The 19,062-nt window shown below is 71.2% G+C and carries 14 protein-coding genes and 1 pseudogene; 9 read left to right on the forward strand and 6 right to left on the reverse strand.

What is annotated here, in order from left to right:
- Together Apa02nite_RS22265 and Apa02nite_RS22270 are read right to left on the reverse strand one after the other, a co-directional pair.
- Positions 1-1,827, reverse strand: a pseudogene (locus Apa02nite_RS22265) (hypothetical protein); the annotation flags it as partial.
- 816 nt (positions 1,828-2,643) lie between these two features.
- A complete protein-coding gene (locus Apa02nite_RS22270) occupies positions 2,644-3,081 on the reverse strand; it encodes a hypothetical protein (protein WP_239164475.1) in 438 nt (145 codons plus the stop codon).
- A gap of 117 nt (positions 3,082-3,198) precedes the next feature.
- Here Apa02nite_RS22270 and Apa02nite_RS22275 point away from each other — a divergent pair, with 117 nt between their 5' ends.
- Together Apa02nite_RS22275 and Apa02nite_RS22280 are read left to right on the forward strand one after the other, a co-directional pair.
- Complete coding sequence (locus Apa02nite_RS22275) at positions 3,199-3,774, forward strand: winged helix-turn-helix domain-containing protein (RefSeq protein WP_203826714.1); 576 nt, start codon at positions 3,199-3,201, stop codon at positions 3,772-3,774.
- Between the two features lie 2 nt (positions 3,775-3,776).
- The gene (locus Apa02nite_RS22280; protein ID WP_203826715.1) at positions 3,777-5,342 is read left to right on the forward strand and encodes an MFS transporter; all 1,566 of its coding nucleotides are present in this window, start codon (positions 3,777-3,779) and stop codon (positions 5,340-5,342) included.
- Positions 5,343-5,613: 271 nt separating this feature from the next.
- On the opposite strand, the gene Apa02nite_RS22285 is transcribed toward Apa02nite_RS22280, so the two are convergent.
- Both Apa02nite_RS22285 and Apa02nite_RS22290 read right to left on the reverse strand, forming a co-directional pair.
- Positions 5,614-6,024, reverse strand: a complete 411-nt coding sequence (locus Apa02nite_RS22285) for a DUF6292 family protein (RefSeq protein ID WP_203826716.1) — start codon at positions 6,022-6,024, stop codon at positions 5,614-5,616.
- Positions 6,025-6,240: 216 nt separating this feature from the next.
- Positions 6,241-6,771 (reverse strand): hypothetical protein, encoded by a 531-nt coding sequence (locus tag Apa02nite_RS22290; protein ID WP_203826717.1) that lies wholly within the window; start codon positions 6,769-6,771, stop codon positions 6,241-6,243.
- Positions 6,772-7,065: 294 nt separating this feature from the next.
- Between Apa02nite_RS22290 and Apa02nite_RS22295 the strand changes: the two genes are divergently transcribed.
- Both Apa02nite_RS22295 and mptB read left to right on the forward strand, forming a co-directional pair.
- The gene (locus Apa02nite_RS22295; RefSeq protein WP_203826718.1) at positions 7,066-8,220 is read left to right on the forward strand and encodes a glycosyltransferase family 4 protein; all 1,155 of its coding nucleotides are present in this window, start codon (positions 7,066-7,068) and stop codon (positions 8,218-8,220) included.
- A gap of 307 nt (positions 8,221-8,527) precedes the next feature.
- Positions 8,528-10,264 carry a polyprenol phosphomannose-dependent alpha 1,6 mannosyltransferase MptB gene (gene mptB, locus Apa02nite_RS51130; RefSeq protein WP_239164476.1) on the forward strand — a complete coding sequence of 579 codons (1,737 nt, stop codon included), beginning with the start codon at positions 8,528-8,530 and terminating at the stop codon, positions 10,262-10,264.
- On the opposite strand, the gene Apa02nite_RS22305 is transcribed toward mptB, so the two are convergent.
- The gene (locus tag Apa02nite_RS22305; RefSeq protein ID WP_275412506.1) at positions 10,159-10,581 is read right to left on the reverse strand and encodes a TIGR03618 family F420-dependent PPOX class oxidoreductase; all 423 of its coding nucleotides are present in this window, start codon (positions 10,579-10,581) and stop codon (positions 10,159-10,161) included. The two genes, mptB and Apa02nite_RS22305, sit on opposite strands and share 106 nt — an antisense overlap.
- 34 nt (positions 10,582-10,615) lie before the next feature.
- Positions 10,616-12,037 (reverse strand): DUF2252 domain-containing protein, encoded by a 1,422-nt coding sequence (locus tag Apa02nite_RS22310; RefSeq protein WP_203826719.1) that lies wholly within the window; start codon positions 12,035-12,037, stop codon positions 10,616-10,618.
- Positions 12,038-12,208: 171 nt separating this feature from the next.
- On the opposite strand from Apa02nite_RS22310, the gene Apa02nite_RS22315 reads away from it, so the two are divergent.
- The 5 genes from Apa02nite_RS22315 to mmsB all read left to right on the forward strand — a co-directional run bounded on the left by Apa02nite_RS22315 (position 12,209) and on the right by mmsB (position 19,025).
- Positions 12,209-13,192, forward strand: a complete 984-nt coding sequence (locus Apa02nite_RS22315; RefSeq protein ID WP_067688140.1) for a LacI family DNA-binding transcriptional regulator — start codon at positions 12,209-12,211, stop codon at positions 13,190-13,192.
- Positions 13,193-13,530: 338 nt separating this feature from the next.
- A complete protein-coding gene (araA, locus tag Apa02nite_RS22320) occupies positions 13,531-15,018 on the forward strand; it encodes an L-arabinose isomerase (protein ID WP_203826720.1) in 1,488 nt (495 codons plus the stop codon).
- Positions 15,019-15,045: 27 nt separating this feature from the next.
- On the forward strand, positions 15,046-16,173 hold the full coding sequence (chvE, locus tag Apa02nite_RS22325) for a multiple monosaccharide ABC transporter substrate-binding protein (protein ID WP_067688145.1): 1,128 nt from the start codon (positions 15,046-15,048) through the stop codon (positions 16,171-16,173).
- A gap of 72 nt (positions 16,174-16,245) precedes the next feature.
- On the forward strand, positions 16,246-17,781 hold the full coding sequence (gene mmsA / locus Apa02nite_RS22330; RefSeq protein ID WP_067688148.1) for a multiple monosaccharide ABC transporter ATP-binding protein: 1,536 nt from the start codon (positions 16,246-16,248) through the stop codon (positions 17,779-17,781).
- A complete protein-coding gene (gene mmsB / locus Apa02nite_RS22335) occupies positions 17,778-19,025 on the forward strand; it encodes a multiple monosaccharide ABC transporter permease (RefSeq protein ID WP_203826721.1) in 1,248 nt (415 codons plus the stop codon). The genes mmsA and mmsB overlap by 4 nt, the downstream gene beginning before the upstream one ends.
- The last annotated feature ends 37 nt before the right edge of the window (positions 19,026-19,062 follow it).

Consider the following 19,062-nt stretch of genomic DNA (forward strand, 5'->3'; position numbering starts at 1 on the left):
AGGCATCCCGGCCTGGCGCGGGTCAACGGGTTGTCCAGGCATCCCGGCCTGGCGCGGGTCAACGGGCTGTCCAGGCATCCCGGCCTGGCGGGCATCAATCGGTTGTCCAGGCACCCCGGCCTGACGCGGATCGACCGGCTGGCCGGGCACCCCGGCCTGACGCGGACCACCCGGCTGGCCGGGCACCCCACTCGCCGCGACAGGCGCAGGCGCCGGCGCACGCTCCGACTCGGCCGGGCGAACCACCCAGCCGCCCTCCGTGCCGGGACCGCGAGACTCCGGCCTGCCCGCCGGCTCCGGCGCGCCGTTCTCGGGGCGGGACCCGCTCCGGTGCGCTGTGGACGTACCAGAATCGGTTGAAACCGGAACCTGCGGACGAACCGCAACCGACGCATCCGAGGCGTCGGAAGGTCCGGTGGAAGCCGGCGGCGCCGCGGCGGCCGGCGTGACCGGGACCTGCGACGCGGCCGCGCCCGTCACCCGCGCGGGCGCCGTCGGCTGCGGCGCCGCGACAACCCGCGGCGCGACCGGCGGCTCGCTCTTGACGACGCGCGGCACGGGCGGCGGTGTGGCCCGGCTGACCACCTTCGGGAGTACGGGCGGATCGGCCCGTCGCACCACCCGCGGCTTGCGCTCGTCGTCGCGCGGCTGCGGTTCGACCGGCTCGCCCGGCGTCTCGTAGTACTCGCCGTCCAGCACGACCGGCTCGCTCCGGGCGACCGAACGGTCGTCGGTCGTCCAGTCCTCCTCGTCGCCGTCCCACTTCTGGGCGCGCAGGTCGAGCGGCTCGTCGTCGCGTCCACGGGCCGGTTCGCGGGCGGCGACCAGGGGCGGGTCGGCGTCCGGGTACCGGCGGGACAGGTCGGCGTCCTGCGGGCGGGCGCGGCCGTCGTACCGATCGTTGTCGTTGCCGACCGGCATCGGTGCCCGGCCGGGGGTCGCCGGCCGGTCGGTGTGCCGCGCCGGACCGCGCCGGAGGTCCTCGTCCTCGTCACGCCGGGTCCGCCGGCCGCCCGGGGGCCGGATCGGACCGAAGTCCTCGTCCGCCCAGGGCTGCGCGGCGGGACCGCGGCCACGCTCGTCCTCGAACCCGCGACGGGCCGCGGGCCGTTCGATGTCGTGCCGGTCGTCCCGGTCCTCGGGCCGGGGTTCCGGCGCCCGGCGGCGCGGTGCGGCCTCGTCCCGGCGCTCGTCCTCGCGCCGTACGCCTCGCCGGTCGTCGTCCCAGCGCTCGTCGCGGCGTTCGGCGGCGGGCCGCTGGCGGGTGCCGCCCCAGCGCTCGTCCGTCTCGCGCCGGTCGTCCCGGCCGCGGCCACGGTCGTCCGCGTAGTCGGCGAAGTCCCGGCGGTCGTCCTCACGCCGGCGTCCGCGCTCGTCCTCGGGACGGCGCGTTCCGTACCGTTCGGCCGGTCGCGCGCCGCGCCCGTCGTTCTGCGGGCGGCGCTGGCGTTCCGGGTTCTGCAGGGCGGCCGGGTCCACGATCGGGAAGTCCGGCTTGTCGAAGTCCACGCCCAGCTCGGGGCGGTTGAAGTCGATGTCGTCGAAGTCGTCGCCGGAGAGGTTCTCGACCGACGTGTCGATCGGGACGAAGTCCGGGTCGTTCAGCCAGCTGGGGCGCTTGTCGTCGAACGGCGCGGCCGGCTCACCGGCGCGCTGCATACGGCGCGGCGCGTTACCGTCACTCTCCGTGTTCGGCCGGCGGGTGGGGATGACATCGTCGGGAGACGTCCGCTTCTCGAAGTGACGTTGCTGCACCACAGCGTATTTGGGCATCATCGAGTACTCGTTGTACTCGTCGTCCCAATACTCGTCGTCCTCGAAGCTCATGACGCGACTCCGCTACGGCTCGGGAATGTCCCACCGCCCCGTCGCCGCATATGTGCCACCGTCCTCACCCTGGACCACCTCCGCGCCCCCCGGTGCCCGCCCCTCGCGTACCCGGATCAACCGCCGCCACGTGGTGGATGTGGAAGGTTAATCACGGATTTGCGTAGCGCGCTACCGCTCTGCGGTTCCCCCGAACCGGGCTCGCGAGGGCACCGCGGCCGGTGACCGACCCGGCGCCGCAGCCCGCCGGGAGTACTCGGTCGACTCTTCATACGTCCGCCGGGTGCCCCCGGTTCAATGTTGTGAGCAGTGACTATGCCGGATCTCCGGTAGAGCGGCGGACGACGCGCCCCGATCAACGACGGTGACTGTCCGCCGGGTGCGGGAACGTGATCGAATTAAGCACTTCTTAAGCTCCTTTTCAGGAAAGCTACGAACTGCCGGGCGACCCTGATCAGGTGACGGAACGTGTCCAACGCCACCGTCGCGTTCTGCGGATCATGGGGGTCCGGCCTGGCACGGTTGTGGTGCGGCCCGGTCCACGAAGGACACGGCCCGCCCGCTGCGGCCGACGATGTCCACGGCGGCCCACAGCTCCCCGGCCGAGCGGCCGCCGCCCCCCAGTTCTGGCGGCTGCTTTCTGCGCCCTTGAACGACCCGCCCGGGAGACCGCCCCCGACTCCCCGGGCGCTTGGCGGCTCAGGGCGTACCAGGCCGGGACGAGAGGCGGCGGCGGGATCTGATCCCGCCGCCGTTCTTGGGCTTCGGGTCGAGGTCCCGGTGGGTCGAGGTCTTTTCTGGGTCGAGGTCCGCCGCTCAGAGGCGGCCGTCCGGGGTGAACGGGCAGGCGCGGGCCGGGAGGACCAGTCCGGCGCCGGCGAGGTCGGTGAGCAAGGCCGAGATCTCGGTACGGGTGAGCAGCCCCGCCCGGTCCGGCCCCGGGTGCCGAACGCCGAGCGCCCCGGCCGCCTCGATCGCCCTGGCCCCGATCGCGGCCTCCACCGCCCACACCCGGTGCGCGCACAGTGCCGACTGTGCCGACGCGGTCAGTTCCCCGTGCAGCCGGAGCAGCCGGCGCAGGTCGGCGGCGAGCTTCTCGATCGGCAGCCCGTACGGCTGCGGTTCGATCGGCGCCCGCTCCCGCACCCGTTCGGCGAACGCGTGCCAGCAGCGCGGCACGTGCCGCGCGGTGGCGATGATCAGCGGCGGCGCGGCGATCATCAGGGCGATGCGACTGGCGTCGAGAAGGTTCACGGTTCACTCCGTCGTCTTCCCCCGACCTTCCGCCCGGACGCCACCGCAGTCAACAGCACTTTGTGCGACCCGTGCCGATCGATAGCCAAGAACTCTTGGCCAAGATATGTTGGCTAAATGGAAGCCCGTCGGATCACCGATCCCCGCGCCCTGCGCGCCCTCGCCCACCCGGCCCGGATCCAGCTGCTGGAGCTGCTCACCGTCGACGGCCCGGCCACCGGCCGTCAGCTCGCCGACCGCACCGGCGAGTCCACCGCCTCGGTCAGCTATCACGTCGCCCAGCTGGTCAAATGGGACCTGGTCGAGCCGGCCACCGAGCTGGCCCGCGGCCGCGAACGCCCCTGGCGCGCCACCGGCCGGGGGATCACCTGGGCCGGCACCGGCTCACCGGAGTTCGTCGCCGCCGCCCGCGCCCTGCGTGACCAGATGGTCGCCCGCCACCTGGACGAACTCGACGAGTACCGCCGCGCCGAGGACACCCTCGACCCGGCCTGGCGCGAGGCCGCCTGGATCGGCTACGACGTCGGCTACCTGACCGCCGACGAGGTCGCCGAGGCGACCACCAGGATCAAGGCGATCATCGCCGAGTACACCGGTTCGCCGCGCCCGCGCCAGACCGAGGCCCGCAAAATCAACTTCTTCGGGTACGCCCTGCCGGCCCGCGATGCAGCCCCCGTCTCGCCGGAGGTCTGACCGTGCCGCTGGCAGCGCTCTTCACCGCGAAGCTCATCTCCACGTTCGGCTCCTGGCTGACGGTCCTGGCGCTGCCGTGGTTCATCCTGGTCACCTCGGGTTCCCCGACCCGGATGTCCGCGGTCCTGACCGTCGAGTTCCTGGGTGTCGTCCTGGTCGGCATCCCCAGCGGCCGCCTGGTTCAGCGCCTGGGCGCCCGCCGCACGATGCTCCTCGGCGACGCCGCCCGGGCCCCGCTGATGGCCCTGGTCCCGCTGCTCCACGCGGCCGGCCTGCTGACCTTCCCGGCCCTGCTGGCGATCTCCTTCGGCCTGGGTCTGTTCACCGCCCCCTACATCGCCTCCCAGCGCCTGATCCTCCCCGACCTGCTCGCCGCGGCTCCCACCCGCGAACCGCGCTCGGCACTCTCCCGGATCGGCCGGCAGCGCATCCGTGCCTCTCGCGTGATCGGGGAGGACGATGCCCCGGCGGGCGAGGGGCGTCTGGCCCGGGCGAACAGCCTGATCGACGCGGCCACCCGGGTCGGCGCCCTGGCCGGCCCGGCCCTCGGCGGCGTCCTGATCGCCACGATGGGCGCGGCCGAGGTCCTGTGGCTCGACGCGGCCAGCTACGCCGTCTCGTTCCTGATCGTCCTGCTCTTCGTCCACGTCCCGCCCCGCGTCTCGCCCCGCGTCCCGCCCCGCGTCCCGCACCCCACGGACCCCCGTCCCGGCAGTCCGGATCTCGCAGACCTCGCTGACCGACCACGCTCCAGTGGCGCCCGCCCAGGCAGTCCAGGTCTCGCTGACCTCGCTGACCGCCCGGGCCGCCCAGACTCCGCAAGCCAGCCGGGTATCACGGACCATCCGCCCACAGTGGATAGATCCGAAATAGCGGATGAACCCGATAGGTCGGGCAAATCTGGCGCCCCTGACCTCCTGGCCGGGCTGCGCCACGTGGTCCGGCACCGATCGCTCCGGCTGTTCCTGGCCGCGCTGCTCCTGATCGCCCTGGCCACCCCGGCCATCTTCGCCTGCCTCCCGGTCCTGGTCCTGCACGACCTCGGCGGCGATCCTCGAGTGCTCGGCCTGCTCACCGCCGCGAACGGTGCGGGCCTCGCCGCCGGCGGCATCCTCGCCCTCCTGGTCATCGCCCGCCTGCGGGACACCGCGCTGGCCCTGGCCGCCGTCGTCCTCGCGCTCCCGCTCTGGCTGCTGCTGTCCTCTCGGATCTCCCTGCTGGCGGTGGCCCTGTTCCTCTCCGGCCTGGCCACCCCGCTCTGCGCGGCCACCCTCAACACCCGCTTCACGCTCCGCACACCCACCCCGATCCGCCCGCAGGTACTGACCGCCGTGACCACCGCGGAGAACCTCGCCGCTTTCCTGGCCTTCGCCGCCGCCGGCCCGGTCCTCCAGGCTGCCGGCCTGAGGCCGGTCTTCACCGCGATCGCCACCCTGGCCACTCTCGGCGCCGTCACCTACTGCGCCGCCCTCCGCGCCGACACCCGCACCCCACCCGCAGCCCCGGCCCCGGCATCCCGCCGGACCGAACCCCACGACACCGTCCCCTCGCCGGCCCCATCCCGATAACCGCTCCACCGGCGACCCCCTTGACCGTCCCGCTCCATCACACAGCGCACCCGCAGCACCGCCGATCACACCAGTTCCCAGCTGGCCCTGAGGGGTGTGTCCGCACCCAGGAGGCACCGCTGGCGCCCAGCCGGCGCCGCCCGGCTGGTCTTGGGGGGTGTGTCCGCGGCCGGGAGGCACCGCTGGCGCCCAGCCGGCGCCGCCCGGCTGGTCTTGGGGGGTGTGTCGGTGGCCGGGAGGTGCCGCTGGCGGCCAGGCGGGGACGGGGTGGTCAGGCGTAGCGGGACAGGGCGTGTTCGAACTCCGGTGTTCCCGGCGGCCCGTCGAAATCCATGCTGGTAGGGGAGTCGCCGGGCTGGAGAAAGTGGCCTGCCTGGGCAGCGACCGCCTGGACCAGCGAGAACGGCGCGGCCACGAGGGGCACCGGCAACCGCACCGCCGTCCGCCGGCCCGGTGTGTTGATCAGAAGCAGACTCCAGCCGTCGACCTCCGACCAGCTGAGGCCGGCCTGGTCGTGTTCCCAGGTCACCACGGACGGCCGACCACGGTCGAACGGGATCCAGCCGTCCCGGGGCACTCCCGGATCGGCCCGCCAGTCGGCCACCGGCAACCCGGCCGCCTCGAGCGCCTCGGCGACCGCCCGCAGATAACCCCAGTGCCCCGCCACCTCTGCCGGCCTCATCCCGACGGACTCCCCGCTCTCGAACGGCCACCCCGGCAGACGATCTCGGCCCGCTGCCCACGGACGCGCTCGCCTCTGACAGAGTTCGCCGAAATGATCCCAGCACCACGCTCTGCGCTGCCATCCCGCAACTTCACACGGCCGGGCGCGCACCTGAGGCGTGGGGACCTCGGTTTCGAACCGGGTCGAGCGGCGATCCGCCGTCACCACGGGTCGTCAGATGACGACGCGGCGGGCGATGTCGAAGAGGCCGTGCCGGTCGCCGAACGTGCGGCGCACCGCGGCGCCCATCGCCTCGAACACCGTGTCGCCGCCGAAGTCGCATCCGCCGGCGGATTCCGGATCCACCTCGCCGAGCAGCAGGTGCACGGCGAGCTCGTCCGCCAGGCCGCCGGGCTGATGTCCCTCACCGGGCAGGTCGGTGGCGAAGACCCGCTTGCCGAGTGCCGCGTCTCCGGCCGGGGAGTCCGGTTCCGGGGCGTGCAGATAGAGCAGGGCCGCGGTTCGCGGGCGCAGGATCCGCTGAAAGACGCAGGGTTCCAGATCGGGTACGTCGGCGAGCGCCCCACCCCAGAAGTGCTCACCCACGGTGAACCCGCCGGCCGACAGCGCCTTGGCTGCCGTCCACCCGCACGGCCCATCGTCCCAGGTCACGGTCGGCGGGTAGGAGTTGTCGGCGCGCGGCAGCAACCCGTCCACAGCACCCAGCGTGTCCATCAAGCGCAGGATCCCGGGCGTCGGCGTCACCGGCTGATCATGACGATCGACGGATCCGCAAGTAAAGCCGCCAGATTTCTGCACACCCGATTCACAGAATCTTCCCGACAATCCCCACAAAAGCCACCCCGCACGCATCACCACCCGCCAATGACCCCTCACCCTCCGCAAGCCCCCGCGGCAAGCGCCGATTCCGCCCACCGCGGCGACGTGGTGGCGACACGCGAGCGACGCAGAGCCGAACATCAGTGATGTCAGCAATCGTTCAGCCGCGCATCACGAGGGCGTCGCCGCGCGGACCCGGCCCGCCCGTCCCCTGTACGCATGCGCATCGCGCTGGTCACAGAGTCCTTCCTGCCGGATGTCAACGGCGTCGCCCACTCGGTGGTCCGTACCGCGGAGCACCTCGTCCGCACCGGCCACGAACCGATCGTGATCGCCCCGGAGCCCGCCCCCGGTCCGGCGCCGATCACCATGCCCTACCCGGTGGTCCGGGTCCCCTCGGTGCCGCTGCCCGGCTATCCGCAGATCCGGCTCGGCCTGCCCGTCCCCGCGCTGCGTTCCGCGATCCGCTCGCACGGCGCCGAGGTCGTCCACCTGGCCAGCCCGTTCGTGCTCGGCGCGTGGGCGCGGACCGCGGCCGCGTCGCTGGGCCTGCCCACGGTCGCGATCTATCAGACCGACGTCGCGGCCTACGCCCGGGCCCGCCAGCTGGGCGTCTGCGAGCAGTTGTCCTGGCGCTGGATCCGGCGGCTGCACAACGGCGCCTCCCGCACGCTGGCGCCGTCCACCGAGTCGATGACCGCGCTGCGCGAGCACGGCATCGAGCGCGTGCACCTGTGGCGCCGGGGCGTCGACGATGTGCGTTTTCAGCCAAACCGGCGCAGTGCCGGGGTGCGCCGGGCGCTCTGCCGAGACGGCGAGATCCTGGTCGGTTTCGTCGGCAGGCTCGCCGTCGAGAAGGAGGTCGACCTGCTGGCCGGCGTCGCGGCGCTGCCCGGGGTGCGACTGGTGGTGATCGGTGACGGGCCGGCCCGCGGGATGCTCCGCCGGGCGCTGCCCACCGCCACGTTCCTCGGCGCGCGGCACGGCAGCCAGCTCGCCCGGATCTACGCGAGCCTGGACGTCTTCGCGCACACCGGCCCGTTCGAGACGTTCGGCCAGACCGTGCAGGAGGCGATGGCCAGCGGCGTACCGGTCGTCGCCCCGGCCAAGGGCGGCCCGTGTGACCTGGTCCGCGACGGGCTGACCGGCTTCCTGGTGCCGCCGCACGAGGCGGCCGGGTTCACCCGGGCGGTGGCCCGGCTGGCCGCCGACCCGATGGTGCGGCGCGCGATGGGCCAGGCGGGCCGGTCCGCGATCGCGGGGCGCAGCTGGGCCACGGTCGGCGATCAGCTGCTCGGCCACTACGCGGAGGTGCTCGGCGCGGCGCTCCCCGCCGTACCGGAAATGTCGCGGCCGCACGCCGCCGCGGCCTGATCGAAAACAGACTCAAGGATCAGGGAAACGGCGGTGTGGGCGTCGGCCCACGCCGCTTCGATCTTTTCGGTACGGATCAGCGCGCCGGCCGGCGCCCGGAGTGACGGTCAGGGCGGCGGCGAGCGTGACGCTTGCCAGGGTGGCCGAGAATGCCATGGTTGGTTGCCTCCATTCCTCGACCTCGATAAGACTCCATTCCTCGACCTCGATAAGAACGGACCCGGGTGAACATTCACCGAACCGGATGGCCGTCTGGCGTTCGTCCAGGCCTGGCCTTCCGCTCATCCAGCGTCGCGACGATCTGACGGTGGTGAGCTCGCGGACGCTGCGCTGGACCGGCTTCGGCGGTGCGGTGCTGCTCGCGGTCGCCGCCGGGATCGGTGGGCACGGCCCGGCGGTGCTGTGCTGCTGGCTGGTGGGCACCGCGATCCAGGGGTACGCCTGGTGGAGCGGCCGGGACCGGACGTTCACGCCGCGCTGGGTGCTGGGCACCGTCGCGCTGTGGTCGGCGCCGTTCCTGCTGGCCCCGCCGTACGGGAGCCGGGACGTGTACTCCTACGCCTGCCAGGGCGAGCTGTACCGGCACGGGCTGAGCCCGTACACGCACACCGCGACGGCGCTGCCCTGCACGTGGCTGGACGACGTGGCGCCGCTGTGGCGGGACACGCTGACGCCGTACGGGCCGCTGTTCGTGCTGGCCGCGGCCGGGGTGCTGTGGCTCGCCGACACGCTGCCGGTCGACGCCGGGATGACCGTGCCGCTGCTGCTGTTCCGGCTGCTCGCGCTGGCCGGGATGGCCGGGGTCGCGGCGGGCCTGCCGGCGCTGGCCCGGCGCTGCGGGGTGCCGCCGGCCCGGGCGCTGTGGGTGGCCCTGGCCGGCCCGTTGATCGGCGCGCACCTGCTCGGCGGCCCGCACAACGACGCGCTGATGCTCGGCTTCCTGATCGGCGGGCTCGCCCTGGTGGCCCGCTTCCCCCGGCACCCGGCCGCGGTGCTCGGCGCAGGCGCGCTGCTGGGCTGTGCGGTAGCGGTCAAAGCCACAGCCGTGGTCGCCATCCCGTTCGCGATCCTGCTGGTCACCGCCGCGCTCGGCAAGAACCGAAATGCCGCCCCGCCCCGCCGGACCCCGGCTGGTTCTCAGGGGCCCCTCGAGCCCTCCGAGACACCCCTGACCGCCAGCCCGGATGCGGTCCGGGCGGTGGCGCGTGGCCCGGTGTCGGCTGGTTCTCAGGGGTGTCTCGGGGGTTCGGAGGCACCCCTGACCGCCAGCCCGGATGCGGTCCGGGCGGTGGCGCGTGGCCCGGTGTCGGCTGGTTCTCAGGGGTGTCTCGGGCACTCCGAGACACCCCTGAGGACCAGCTGGGATCTGGGGCGCGGGCTGGTTGTCGGGGGAGTGGGGGTCGGTGGGGCGGCGGTGGCGACGTTTGCCGGGATCACCGCGGCCGGTGGGCTGGGTTACGGCTGGATCGCCGGGCTGCGGGAGAGCGAGATCCTGGTCCAGTTCTCCTCGCTGCCGACCGCGGTCGGGATGACGCTGACCTATCTCGGCCGGCCGTTCGAAGCCGGTTTCAACGCGGTCCCGGCGGCCAGGGCGGCCGCCCTGGTCGTCCTCGCCGTCGTGCTGGTCGCGATCTGGGTCCGGGCGCTGCGGTACCGGGCCGACCCGGGCCGGGCCGCGCTCCACGGCGCGGCCCTCGCGCTGGTCGCCACGGTGGCGCTGGCCCCGGTGGTGCTCTCCTGGTATGCGCTGTGGCCGCTGATCCTGCTGGCCGCCACCACCGTGCGGACCCGGGCGGTGATGGCGGTGGCGATCGTCGCGGCGTTCGCCGTGCTGCCGGACGGTGAGGGGCTCGCGCACATGGTGAAGTTCCCCGGCGCGATCATGGTGACCACCGGGCTGATCGTGCTGGCCGTGGTGGCGCTGCGCCGATGGCGGCGTCAGCGCGGAGCAGCGGCCGACGGGAGCAGTGAGGCCGAGCCGAGCACCCGGGTCACCGACACCTCGATCACCACCCGGGCCGGGTTCGGCCGCGGGGTCCGGTAGCGCGCGGCGTACCGGCGTTCCGCGTCGGCGACCGTCTCCGGGTCGTCGCGGATCACCGCGATCCCCTCGACGGTGCTCCAGCGCGGCCCGTCGAGCTGGCAGATCGCCACCCGCTGCTGGCCGTTGCGGACGTGCCGGACCTTCGCCGAGCCGCCGGACGCGATCACCCGGGCGATCCCGGTGACCGGGTCGAGGGTGGCGCCGACCGCGACCACGTGCGGCGACCCGTCGGCCCGCAGCGTGGTCAGCGTGCACAGGTGCCGCTCGACCCAGAACTCCCGCAGCGCCGGCGATTCCATCGGCACGGTCCCGCTCACGCTTGCTCTCCTCTGGTCGTACCACAAACGGTTGTCATGCGGTCTCGGCCGCCAGCTCGCCGCGCCGGACAGCGGCGACCAGCGCGGTGTGGTCGCGCTCCACCTGGTCGGCGTAGGTGCGGGCGAAACGGGCCAGCGACTCGTCCATCTTGTCGCTGCCGCCGACATACCCGGCGATCATCGACGCCCCGCTGGTCCGGGCGTGCGACTTGGCCAGCAGGTAGCCGCAGATCCCGGCGTAGTCGGCGAGCGCGCCGGCGTTGATGTCCTCGACGAGGATGGCGCCCTTCATGTCGCGGAACTGCCGCACGTAGTACTGGTGCTCGCCCACGGTGGTCCAGCCGAGCAGCGGGTCGCTGACGGTCTGCAGCGCCTGCTGGTATTCCACCACCCGCTGGCCCTGGTGCCGGTGCCAGGCCAGCGCGCCGTGCTGATGTTTCGCGATGACCGACCGGCGGGCCTGCTTGAGCTGCAGGAACACCACGTCCTCGGGGTCGCTGCCCTCGCACAGCGCGACGTACGCCCGCAGTCCCACCGACCCCACGCCGACCACCTTGTGCGCGACGTCGACGATCCGGTACCCGCCGAGGATCCGCGCCCAGTGCGGCTTGAGCGTGTTCAGGAACCCGTCCAGGGCCTCCTCGACCAGCTCCCGGTCACCGTCCGGCGGCCGGGTGATCACCGGCGGCTCGGTGACCAGCCGCCGGGTGCCGTCGCGGCGCTCGGTGAACCGGGGCAGCGCGCGGTCGCTGGTGCGCCGGCGGGCCCGGCGGGCGGCCCGCTCGATCTCGTCGCGGAAGCTGGCCTTGCTCGCCGCGGACCGCATCGCGTCCACGTTGAGCTGGTCGAACGACCGGGCCAGCAGCGGACGGCCGGACAGGTCGGAGATCTGCTCGCGGTACTCCTCGACGCAGTGCTGCACGGCGTCGGCGCACTCGTGCTCGCGGAAGCCGTTGACCCGGCCGGCCACGTAGACGCTGACCACCAGGCGGCGCAGGTCCCACTCCCAGGGGCCGGGGTGCGCCTCGTCGAAGTCGTTGAGGTCGAAGACCAGCTCTCGCTCCGGCGAGGCGTAGAACCCGAAGTTGCCGAGGTGGGCGTCACCGCAGATGACCGGGGTGATGCCGGTGTGCGGCAGGGTGGCGAAGTCGTCGGCCATCAGCCCGGCGGTGCCGCGCAGGAACGCGTACGGGTTGGCGATCATGCGGCCCACCCGGACCGGGACGAGCCAGGGCAACCGGCCCTCGTGCGAGTCGGTCACCTGGGCCACCGGGTCGGGCCGGGAGGTGCCCGGACGCCACTGCGCCATGTCCGACCGGGGGGACCGCTCGCGCAACGAGCGACCCATCTCGTATCGTTCGGCGCGCGGCCGTGCGGGCCGGCGCAGGGAGGTGAATCCCTCGTCGCCCGCGGAGCCGGGCTCGACGTGGCTGCTGATCATGGGTTTCCCGTCCATCGCAGCCGAGAGTACGGGGCTGTGCACAGCCTGCCGCGACGGGCTCGCGGACCGAGCATTGTTATCGATAACATTTCCCACATCGGGAGACGCGCGGCTCGCCGTACGCTCCATCAGATCCGGACCTGGCGAGGTGCGCAAGTGGAGACCAAGGGATCCCGTTCCCCGGCGATGACGGACGTGGCGCGGCTGGCCGGGGTCTCCCACCAGACCGTCTCCCGCGTCCTCAACGATCATCCCAACGTCAAGGAGCAGACCCGCCTGCGGGTGCGCGCCGCCATCGCCGAGCTCGGCTACCGCCCCAACCGGGCGGCCCGGGCCCTGGTCACCGGCCGTTCCCAGCTGATCGGCGTGGTCGCCCGCAACAGCATGCTGTACGGCCCGGCCTCGATGCTGACCGAGTTCGAGCAGGCCGCCGCGGACGCCGGTTTCGCGGTGAGCGTGGGCAGCGTCCGCGAGCTGGACCGCGACTCGATCTCCGCGGTGGTGGACCGGCATCTGGACCAGCGGGTCGCCGGCCTGGTGGTGATCGCCCAGGTCGCGTCGGCCACCGAGGCCCTGGCGGAGATCCCGGCCGACGTGCCGGTGGTGTTCATCGACGGCGACCCGGCGGCCGGCCGTCCGCTGGTCACGGTGGATCAGGTGGCCGGCGCCCGGGCCGCGGTGCGGCACCTCCTGGAGGCCGGCCACGAGACGGTCTGGCACGTCTCCGGGCCGACCGAGTGGTTCGACTCGGCCGGCCGGATCCACGGCTGGCGGCAGACGCTGCAGGAGGCCGGCCGCGAGGTGCCGCCGCTGCTGAGCGCGGACTGGTCGGCCGCCGAGGGGTACCGCGCCGGGCAGATGCTGGCCCGGATGCCCGAGGTCACCGCGGTCTTCGCGGCCAACGACCACCTGGCCATGGGCGTGCTGCGGGCGCTGCACGAGCGTGGCCGCCGGGTGCCGCACGACGTCAGCGTGATCGGTTTCGACGACGTGCCCGAGGCGGCGTACTTCATCCCGCCGCTGACCACCGTGCGGCAGTCCTTCGGCGACGTGGCCCGGGCCGCGCTCACCCTGCTGCTGGGTCAGATGAAAGAAGCGCCGGTGCCCGCCGACACCGTGATCGTTCCGGCACAATTGGTAGTGCGTGAGAGCGTGGCGCCGCCGGCCTGAGCGGCCTGCACGGGCGGGTTAAGCGGCCGTTACCTCGTTGTTGCGAAGAGCCGTTGACACGAGTTTTGTTAGCGATAACACTGGGTTCTCCCGCCGAGGTGTGGCCGCCGCCACCCTACCGGCTCCCGCCGTGGAGGTATTCCCGATGTCCGCTGAGCCGACCCGTGTCCCGGGCGCCGACCGCGGCCGTCCGGCGTACTCGGAAGCAGTCAAGATCTACAACGAGCTCTTCACCGAGTGCTCGGTACTGCACGATGAACGTCGTGTACGTCATGCGCCAGTGGCGAACGGGTGACCGAGCCCGGTAACAGCACCACCGTCGAACCGAAGGAAAACCGATGAAACCGCAGATCTGGTTTCTGACCGGCAGCCAGCACCTGTACGGTCCGGAGACGCTGCAGCAGGTCGCCGACCAGTCCGCTGAGATCCAGCGGACCCTGGCGGCCGGCGTGGGCGCCGAGATCGTCGCCCAGCCGGTGCTCACCGACTCGGGCGCGATCAAGCGGGTGATGCTGGAGGCGAACGCGCATCCGGACGTGATCGGTGTGATCGCCTGGATGCACACGTTCTCGCCGGCCAAGATGTGGATCTCCGGTCTGGACGCGCTGCGCAAGCCGCTGCTGCACCTGCACACGCAGCACAACATCTCGCTGCCGTGGGAGTCCATCGACATGGACTTCATGAACCTCAACCAGGCCGCGCACGGCGACCGGGAGTTCGGTTTCATCCAGTCCCGTCTCGGCGTTCCGCGCAAGACGGTGGCCGGGCACGTCAGCGACCCGGTGGTGTCCGCCCGGATCGACGGCTGGGCGAAGGCCGCGGCCGGCCTGCAGCGGATGCGTACGCTGCGCCTGGCCCGCTTCGGTGACAACATGCGCGACGTCGCGGTCACCGAGGGCGACAAGGTCGAGGCCGAGCTGCGCTTCGGCGTCTCGGTCAACACGTACGGCGTGAACGACCTGGTCGAGGTCGTCGACGCGGTCGACGAGAAGGCGATCGACGACCTGGTCGCCGAGTACGCCGAGCTCTTCGACCTGGCGCCGGAGCTGGCCAAGGGCGGCGACCGGCACGACTCGCTGCGCTACGGCGCCCGGATCGAGGCCGGCCTGCGCCAGTTCCTCACCGAGGGCGGTTTCGGCGCCTTCACCACCAACTTCGAGGACCTCGGCGGCCTGCGCCAGCTGCCCGGCCTGGCCGTCCAGCGGCTGATGGCCGACGGGTACGGGTTCGGCGGCGAGGGCGACTGGAAGACCTCCGCCCTGCTGGCCACCGTGAAGGCGATGGGTGCCGGCAGCGACAAGGGCACCTCGTTCATGGAGGACTACACGTACCACTTCGGTCCGGGCGAGCCGAAGATCCTCGGGGCACATATGCTCGAGGTCTGCCCGACCATCGCGTCCTCGAAGCCCCGCGTGGAGATCCACCCGCTGGGGATCGGCGGCCGCGAGGACCCGGTCCGGCTGGTCTTCGACGCCGCGCCCGGCCCGGGTGTCGTCGTCGGCCTGGCCGACCTGGGTGACCGGTTCCGCCTGGTGGCGAACGTGATCGAGGTCGTGCCGCCGGACGAGCCGCTGCCCCACCTGCCCGTTGCCCGCGCGGTGTGGAAGCCCGCCCCGACGCTCTCGACGTCGGCGGAGTGCTGGCTCACCGCCGGAGGACCGCACCACACGGTTCTCACCCAGGCCGTCGGAGCCGAGGTCCTCCGGGACTTCGCGACGATGGCCCAGACCGAGCTTCTGCTCATCGATGACCGCACCACGAGCGACGACTTCGCCGACCGGGTGCGGTGGAATCAGGCGTACCACCGCCTGGCCCGCCCCCTGTAACACCGCTCTCAAAGAGGAGAATCCACCGTGAAATACACCCGGCTTGCGGCCGCTTTCGCCGCTGCCTCGCTGGTGGCCACGATGGCCGCTTGTGGTGACGCCGAGAAGACCTCGGACAAGGCGACGACCGGTGGCGACACCGCCGGCGCGCTGATCGGCATCACCATGCCGACGAAGTCCTCGGAGCGCTGGATCCACGACGGCGACAACCTGAAGTCGCAGCTCGAGGGTCTGGGCTACAAGGTCGATCTGCAGTACGCGGAGAACGACATCCCGACGCAGACCCAGCAGCTGGACAGCCAGATCACCAAGGGCGCGAAGCTTCTGATCATCGCGTCGATCGACGGCACCGCGCTGTCGAGCCAGCTGGACAACGCGAAGGCCGCGAACATCCCGGTCATCTCGTACGACCGGCTGATCCGCGGCAACGCGAACGTCGACTACTACACGACGTTCGACAACTTCAAGGTCGGCGTGCAGCAGGCCACCTCGCTGCTGACCGGCCTGGGCGTGCTCAAGGCGGACGGTAGCAAGGGCGACGCGAAGGGCCCGTTCAACATCGAGCTGTTCGCCGGTTCGCCGGACGACAACAACGCGACGTTCTTCTTCAACGGCGCGAAGAGCATCCTCGACCCGTACATCAAGGACGGCACGCTGGTCGTGAAGTCCGGCCAGGTCGACTTCAAGACCGTCGCGACCCTGCGCTGGGACCCGGAGACGGCCCAGAAGCGCATGGAGAACATCCTGACCTCGACCTACAAGGGTTCGGTCAAGATCAACGGCGTGCTCTCGCCCTACGACGGCATCTCGATCGGTATCCTCTCGGCGCTGAAGTCGGGTGGCTACGGCACCGCCGCGCAGAAGTACCCGACCGTCACCGGTCAGGACGCCGAGCTGGCGTCGGTCAAGTCGATCATCGCGGGTGAGCAGTACTCGACCATCTACAAGGACACCCGCCAGCTGGCCAAGGTGACCGGTGAGATGGCCGACGCGATCCTCAAGGGTCAGACCCCGACCACGAACAACACCACGGACTACGACAACGGCAAGAAGGTCGTCCCGGCCCAGCTGCTCGAGTCGGTCATCGTCGACAAGGACAACTACCAGAAGGTCATCATCGACGGCGGCTACTACACGGCCGACCAGCTGAAGTGATCTGAACCCCCGCGCCCCGCCCGCCCCCAGCGGGCGGGGCGCGGGGCTTCACCGGCCCATAGGAGGGTCTTCATGACCGACACGATCCTGCGGATGAGCGGCATCACCAAGACGTTCCCGGGCGTCAAGGCGCTGCAGGATGTCAACCTGGAAGTGCGCAGGGGCGAGATCCTCGCGGTCTGCGGCGAGAACGGGGCCGGCAAGTCGACCCTGATGAAGGTGTTGTCCGGGGTCTACCCGCACGGCACCTACGAGGGTGACATCGAGTTCGAGGGCGAACCCTGCAGCTTCGCCGGTATCCGCGACAGCGAGCACCGGGGCATCGTCATCATCCACCAGGAGCTGGCGCTCGCCTCGAACCTCTCGATCGCCGAGAACATCTTCCTCGGCAACGAGCGGAGCAAGCGCGGCTGGATCAACTGGAACGAGACCAACCAGGCGGCGGACGAACTGCTGCGCCGTGTCGGTCTGGACGAGAAGGCCGTCACCCCGGTGATCCAGCTGGGTGTCGGCAAGCAGCAGCTCGTGGAGATCGCCAAGGCGCTCTCCAAGGACGTCAAGCTGCTGATCCTCGACGAGCCCACCGCGGCGCTCAACGACGACGACTCCGAGCACCTGCTGAACCTGCTGCGCGGACTGCGTGACCAGGGCATCACCTGCGTCATCATCTCGCACAAGCTCAACGAGGTGATGGGCATTTCGGATCGCGTCACCATTCTGCGTGACGGCAAGACGATCTGGACCGAGGACATCGACAACCTCAGCGAAGAAAAGATCATCGCGGGTATGGTCGGCCGGAGCCTCGAGAACCGGTACCCGGAGCACGAGTCGACGATCGGCGAGGAGGTGCTGCGGATCGAGGACTGGACCGTGCACAGCCCGACGCAGCCGGATCGGGCGCTGGTCCGTAAGGCGAACCTGACGTTGCGGCGTGGGGAGATCGTCGGTCTGGCCGGGTTGATGGGCGCGGGCCGCACCGAGCTGGCGATGAGTGTGTTCGGCCGTTCGTACGGGGTGAACATCTCCGGCCGCCTGATCAAGGACGGTAAGGAGATCCAGGCCCGCAACGTGCGTGAGGCGATCAACCACGGCATCGCGTACGCGACCGAGGACCGCAAGCGCTATGGCCTGAACCTGATCGAGGACATCAAGCGCAACGTCTCGGCCGCCGGCCTGTCCAAGCTCGCCAAGGGCGGCTGGGTCGACGGCAACGAGGAGCGCAAGGTCGCCGACGAGTTCCGGGCGAGCATGAACATCAAGGCGCCGAGTGTCGAGTCGGTGGTCGGCAAGCTCTCCGGTGGTAATCAGCAGAAGGTCGTGCTGTCCAAGTGGATTTTCACTGACCCGGACGTGCTGATCCTCGACGAGCCGACCCGCGGGATCGACGTCGGCGCGAAGTACGAGATCTACACGATCATCAACCGGCTCGCCGACGAGGGGAAGGCCATCCTGGTCATCTCCTCCGAGCTGCCCGAGCTGCTCGGGATCTGCGACCGTATCTACACCCTCTCGGCGGGCCGGATCACCGGTGAGGTCGACCGCGCCGGGGCCACGCAGGAGAGCCTCATGACGCTCATGACGAAGGAAGAACAGGAGGTGGCGCCGTGACCGTCGCACCTACCAACGCTGACATGTCGATCAGCAAGGGCCCGGCCGGTGCCCCGGACAAGGCACCCCGGAAGGTCAACTTCGACCTGAAGCAGAGCGGGATCTACATCGCGCTCGCGCTGACGATCGTGATCTTCACCGCGTTGACCGGTGGTGACCTGCTCGCGCCGCAGAACCTCAGCAACATCATCGTGCAGTACTCCTACATCCTGGTCCTCGCGATCGGCATGGTCCTGATCATCATCGCCGGGCACATCGACCTGTCGGTCGGTTCGGTGGTCGCGGCGTCCGGCGCGTTCGCCGCGGTGATGATGGTCGACTGGCACGTGGCCTGGCCGATCGCGGTCGTCGCGACGCTGGTCTTCGGCGCGCTGGTCGGCGCGTGGCAGGGCTACTGGGTGGCGTACTTCGGTATCCCCGCCTTCATCGTGACCCTGGCCGGCATGCTGCTGTTCCGCGCGGTCACCTACCGGATCCTGGGCAACCAGGGCATCGGCCCGTTCCCGGACGACATCCGGACCCTGGCCAACGGCTTCACCCCCGGCTTCCTGAAGAACATCGCGCTCGGCCCGCTCGGCGGCGCGGACGCGTTCAGCGTCATCGTCGGTCTGCTCGTCGTGGTCGGCATGGTCGTGATGCAGTGGCGCGCCCGGGCCGGGCGGGTGAAGTTCGCCCAGAGCGTCGACCCGATGTGGCTGTTCCTGACCAAGGCGATCCTGCCGGCGATCCTGGTGATGTTCCTGGTCGTGCAGCTCGCCCGGTTCCGCAACCTGCCCTGGGTGCTGGTGCTGCTCGCGGTGCTGGTGTTCGTGTACACGCTGGTCACCAACCGGGCCGTGTTCGGCCGGCAGATCTACGCGGTCGGCGGGAACCTGCAGGCCGCGACGCTGTCTGGCGTGAAGGTCAAGTCGGTGGTGTTCTGGCTGTTCGTGAACATGGGTGTGCTGTCCGCGGTGGCCGGCATCATCTTCGCCGGGCGGCTGAACCTGGCCGGCCCGACCGCCGGTAACAGCTTCGAGCTCGACGCGATCGCGGCCGCGTTCATCGGCGGCGCCGCCGTGCAGGGTGGTGTCGGCAAGGTGGTCGGCGCGATCACCGGTGGCCTGATCATGGGTGTCATCAACAACGGCGCCGGCCTGCTCGGCTGGCAGACCGAAACCGTCATGTTCGTCAAGGGCGCGGTGCTGCTCGCCGCGGTCGCCTTCGACGTGTGGAGCAAGCGCCGCACCGCCGGCGGCAAGTAAGACGCACAACCCCTCGAAATACGGGGCCGCCACACAC

It is taken from the genome of Actinoplanes palleronii (assembly GCF_016862315.1).
GTDB classification, from domain to species: Bacteria; Actinomycetota; Actinomycetes; order Mycobacteriales; family Micromonosporaceae; genus Actinoplanes; species Actinoplanes palleronii.

Coding starts and splice junctions, on each gene's coding strand:
- Apa02nite_RS22285 (WP_203826716.1), bottom strand. CDS start 6,024: ATGAGGCCGGCAGAGGTGGCGGGGCACTGGGGTTATCTGCGGGCGGTC.
- araA (WP_203826720.1), top strand. CDS start 13,531: ATGAAACCGCAGATCTGGTTTCTGACCGGCAGCCAGCACCTGTACGGT.
- Apa02nite_RS22310 (WP_203826719.1), bottom strand. CDS start 12,037: ATGGACGGGAAACCCATGATCAGCAGCCACGTCGAGCCCGGCTCCGCG.
- Apa02nite_RS22275 (WP_203826714.1), top strand. CDS start 3,199: ATGGAAGCCCGTCGGATCACCGATCCCCGCGCCCTGCGCGCCCTCGCC.
- Apa02nite_RS22295 (WP_203826718.1), top strand. CDS start 7,066: ATGCGCATCGCGCTGGTCACAGAGTCCTTCCTGCCGGATGTCAACGGC.
- Apa02nite_RS22315 (WP_067688140.1), top strand. CDS start 12,209: ATGACGGACGTGGCGCGGCTGGCCGGGGTCTCCCACCAGACCGTCTCC.
- mmsA (WP_067688148.1), top strand. CDS start 16,246: ATGACCGACACGATCCTGCGGATGAGCGGCATCACCAAGACGTTCCCG.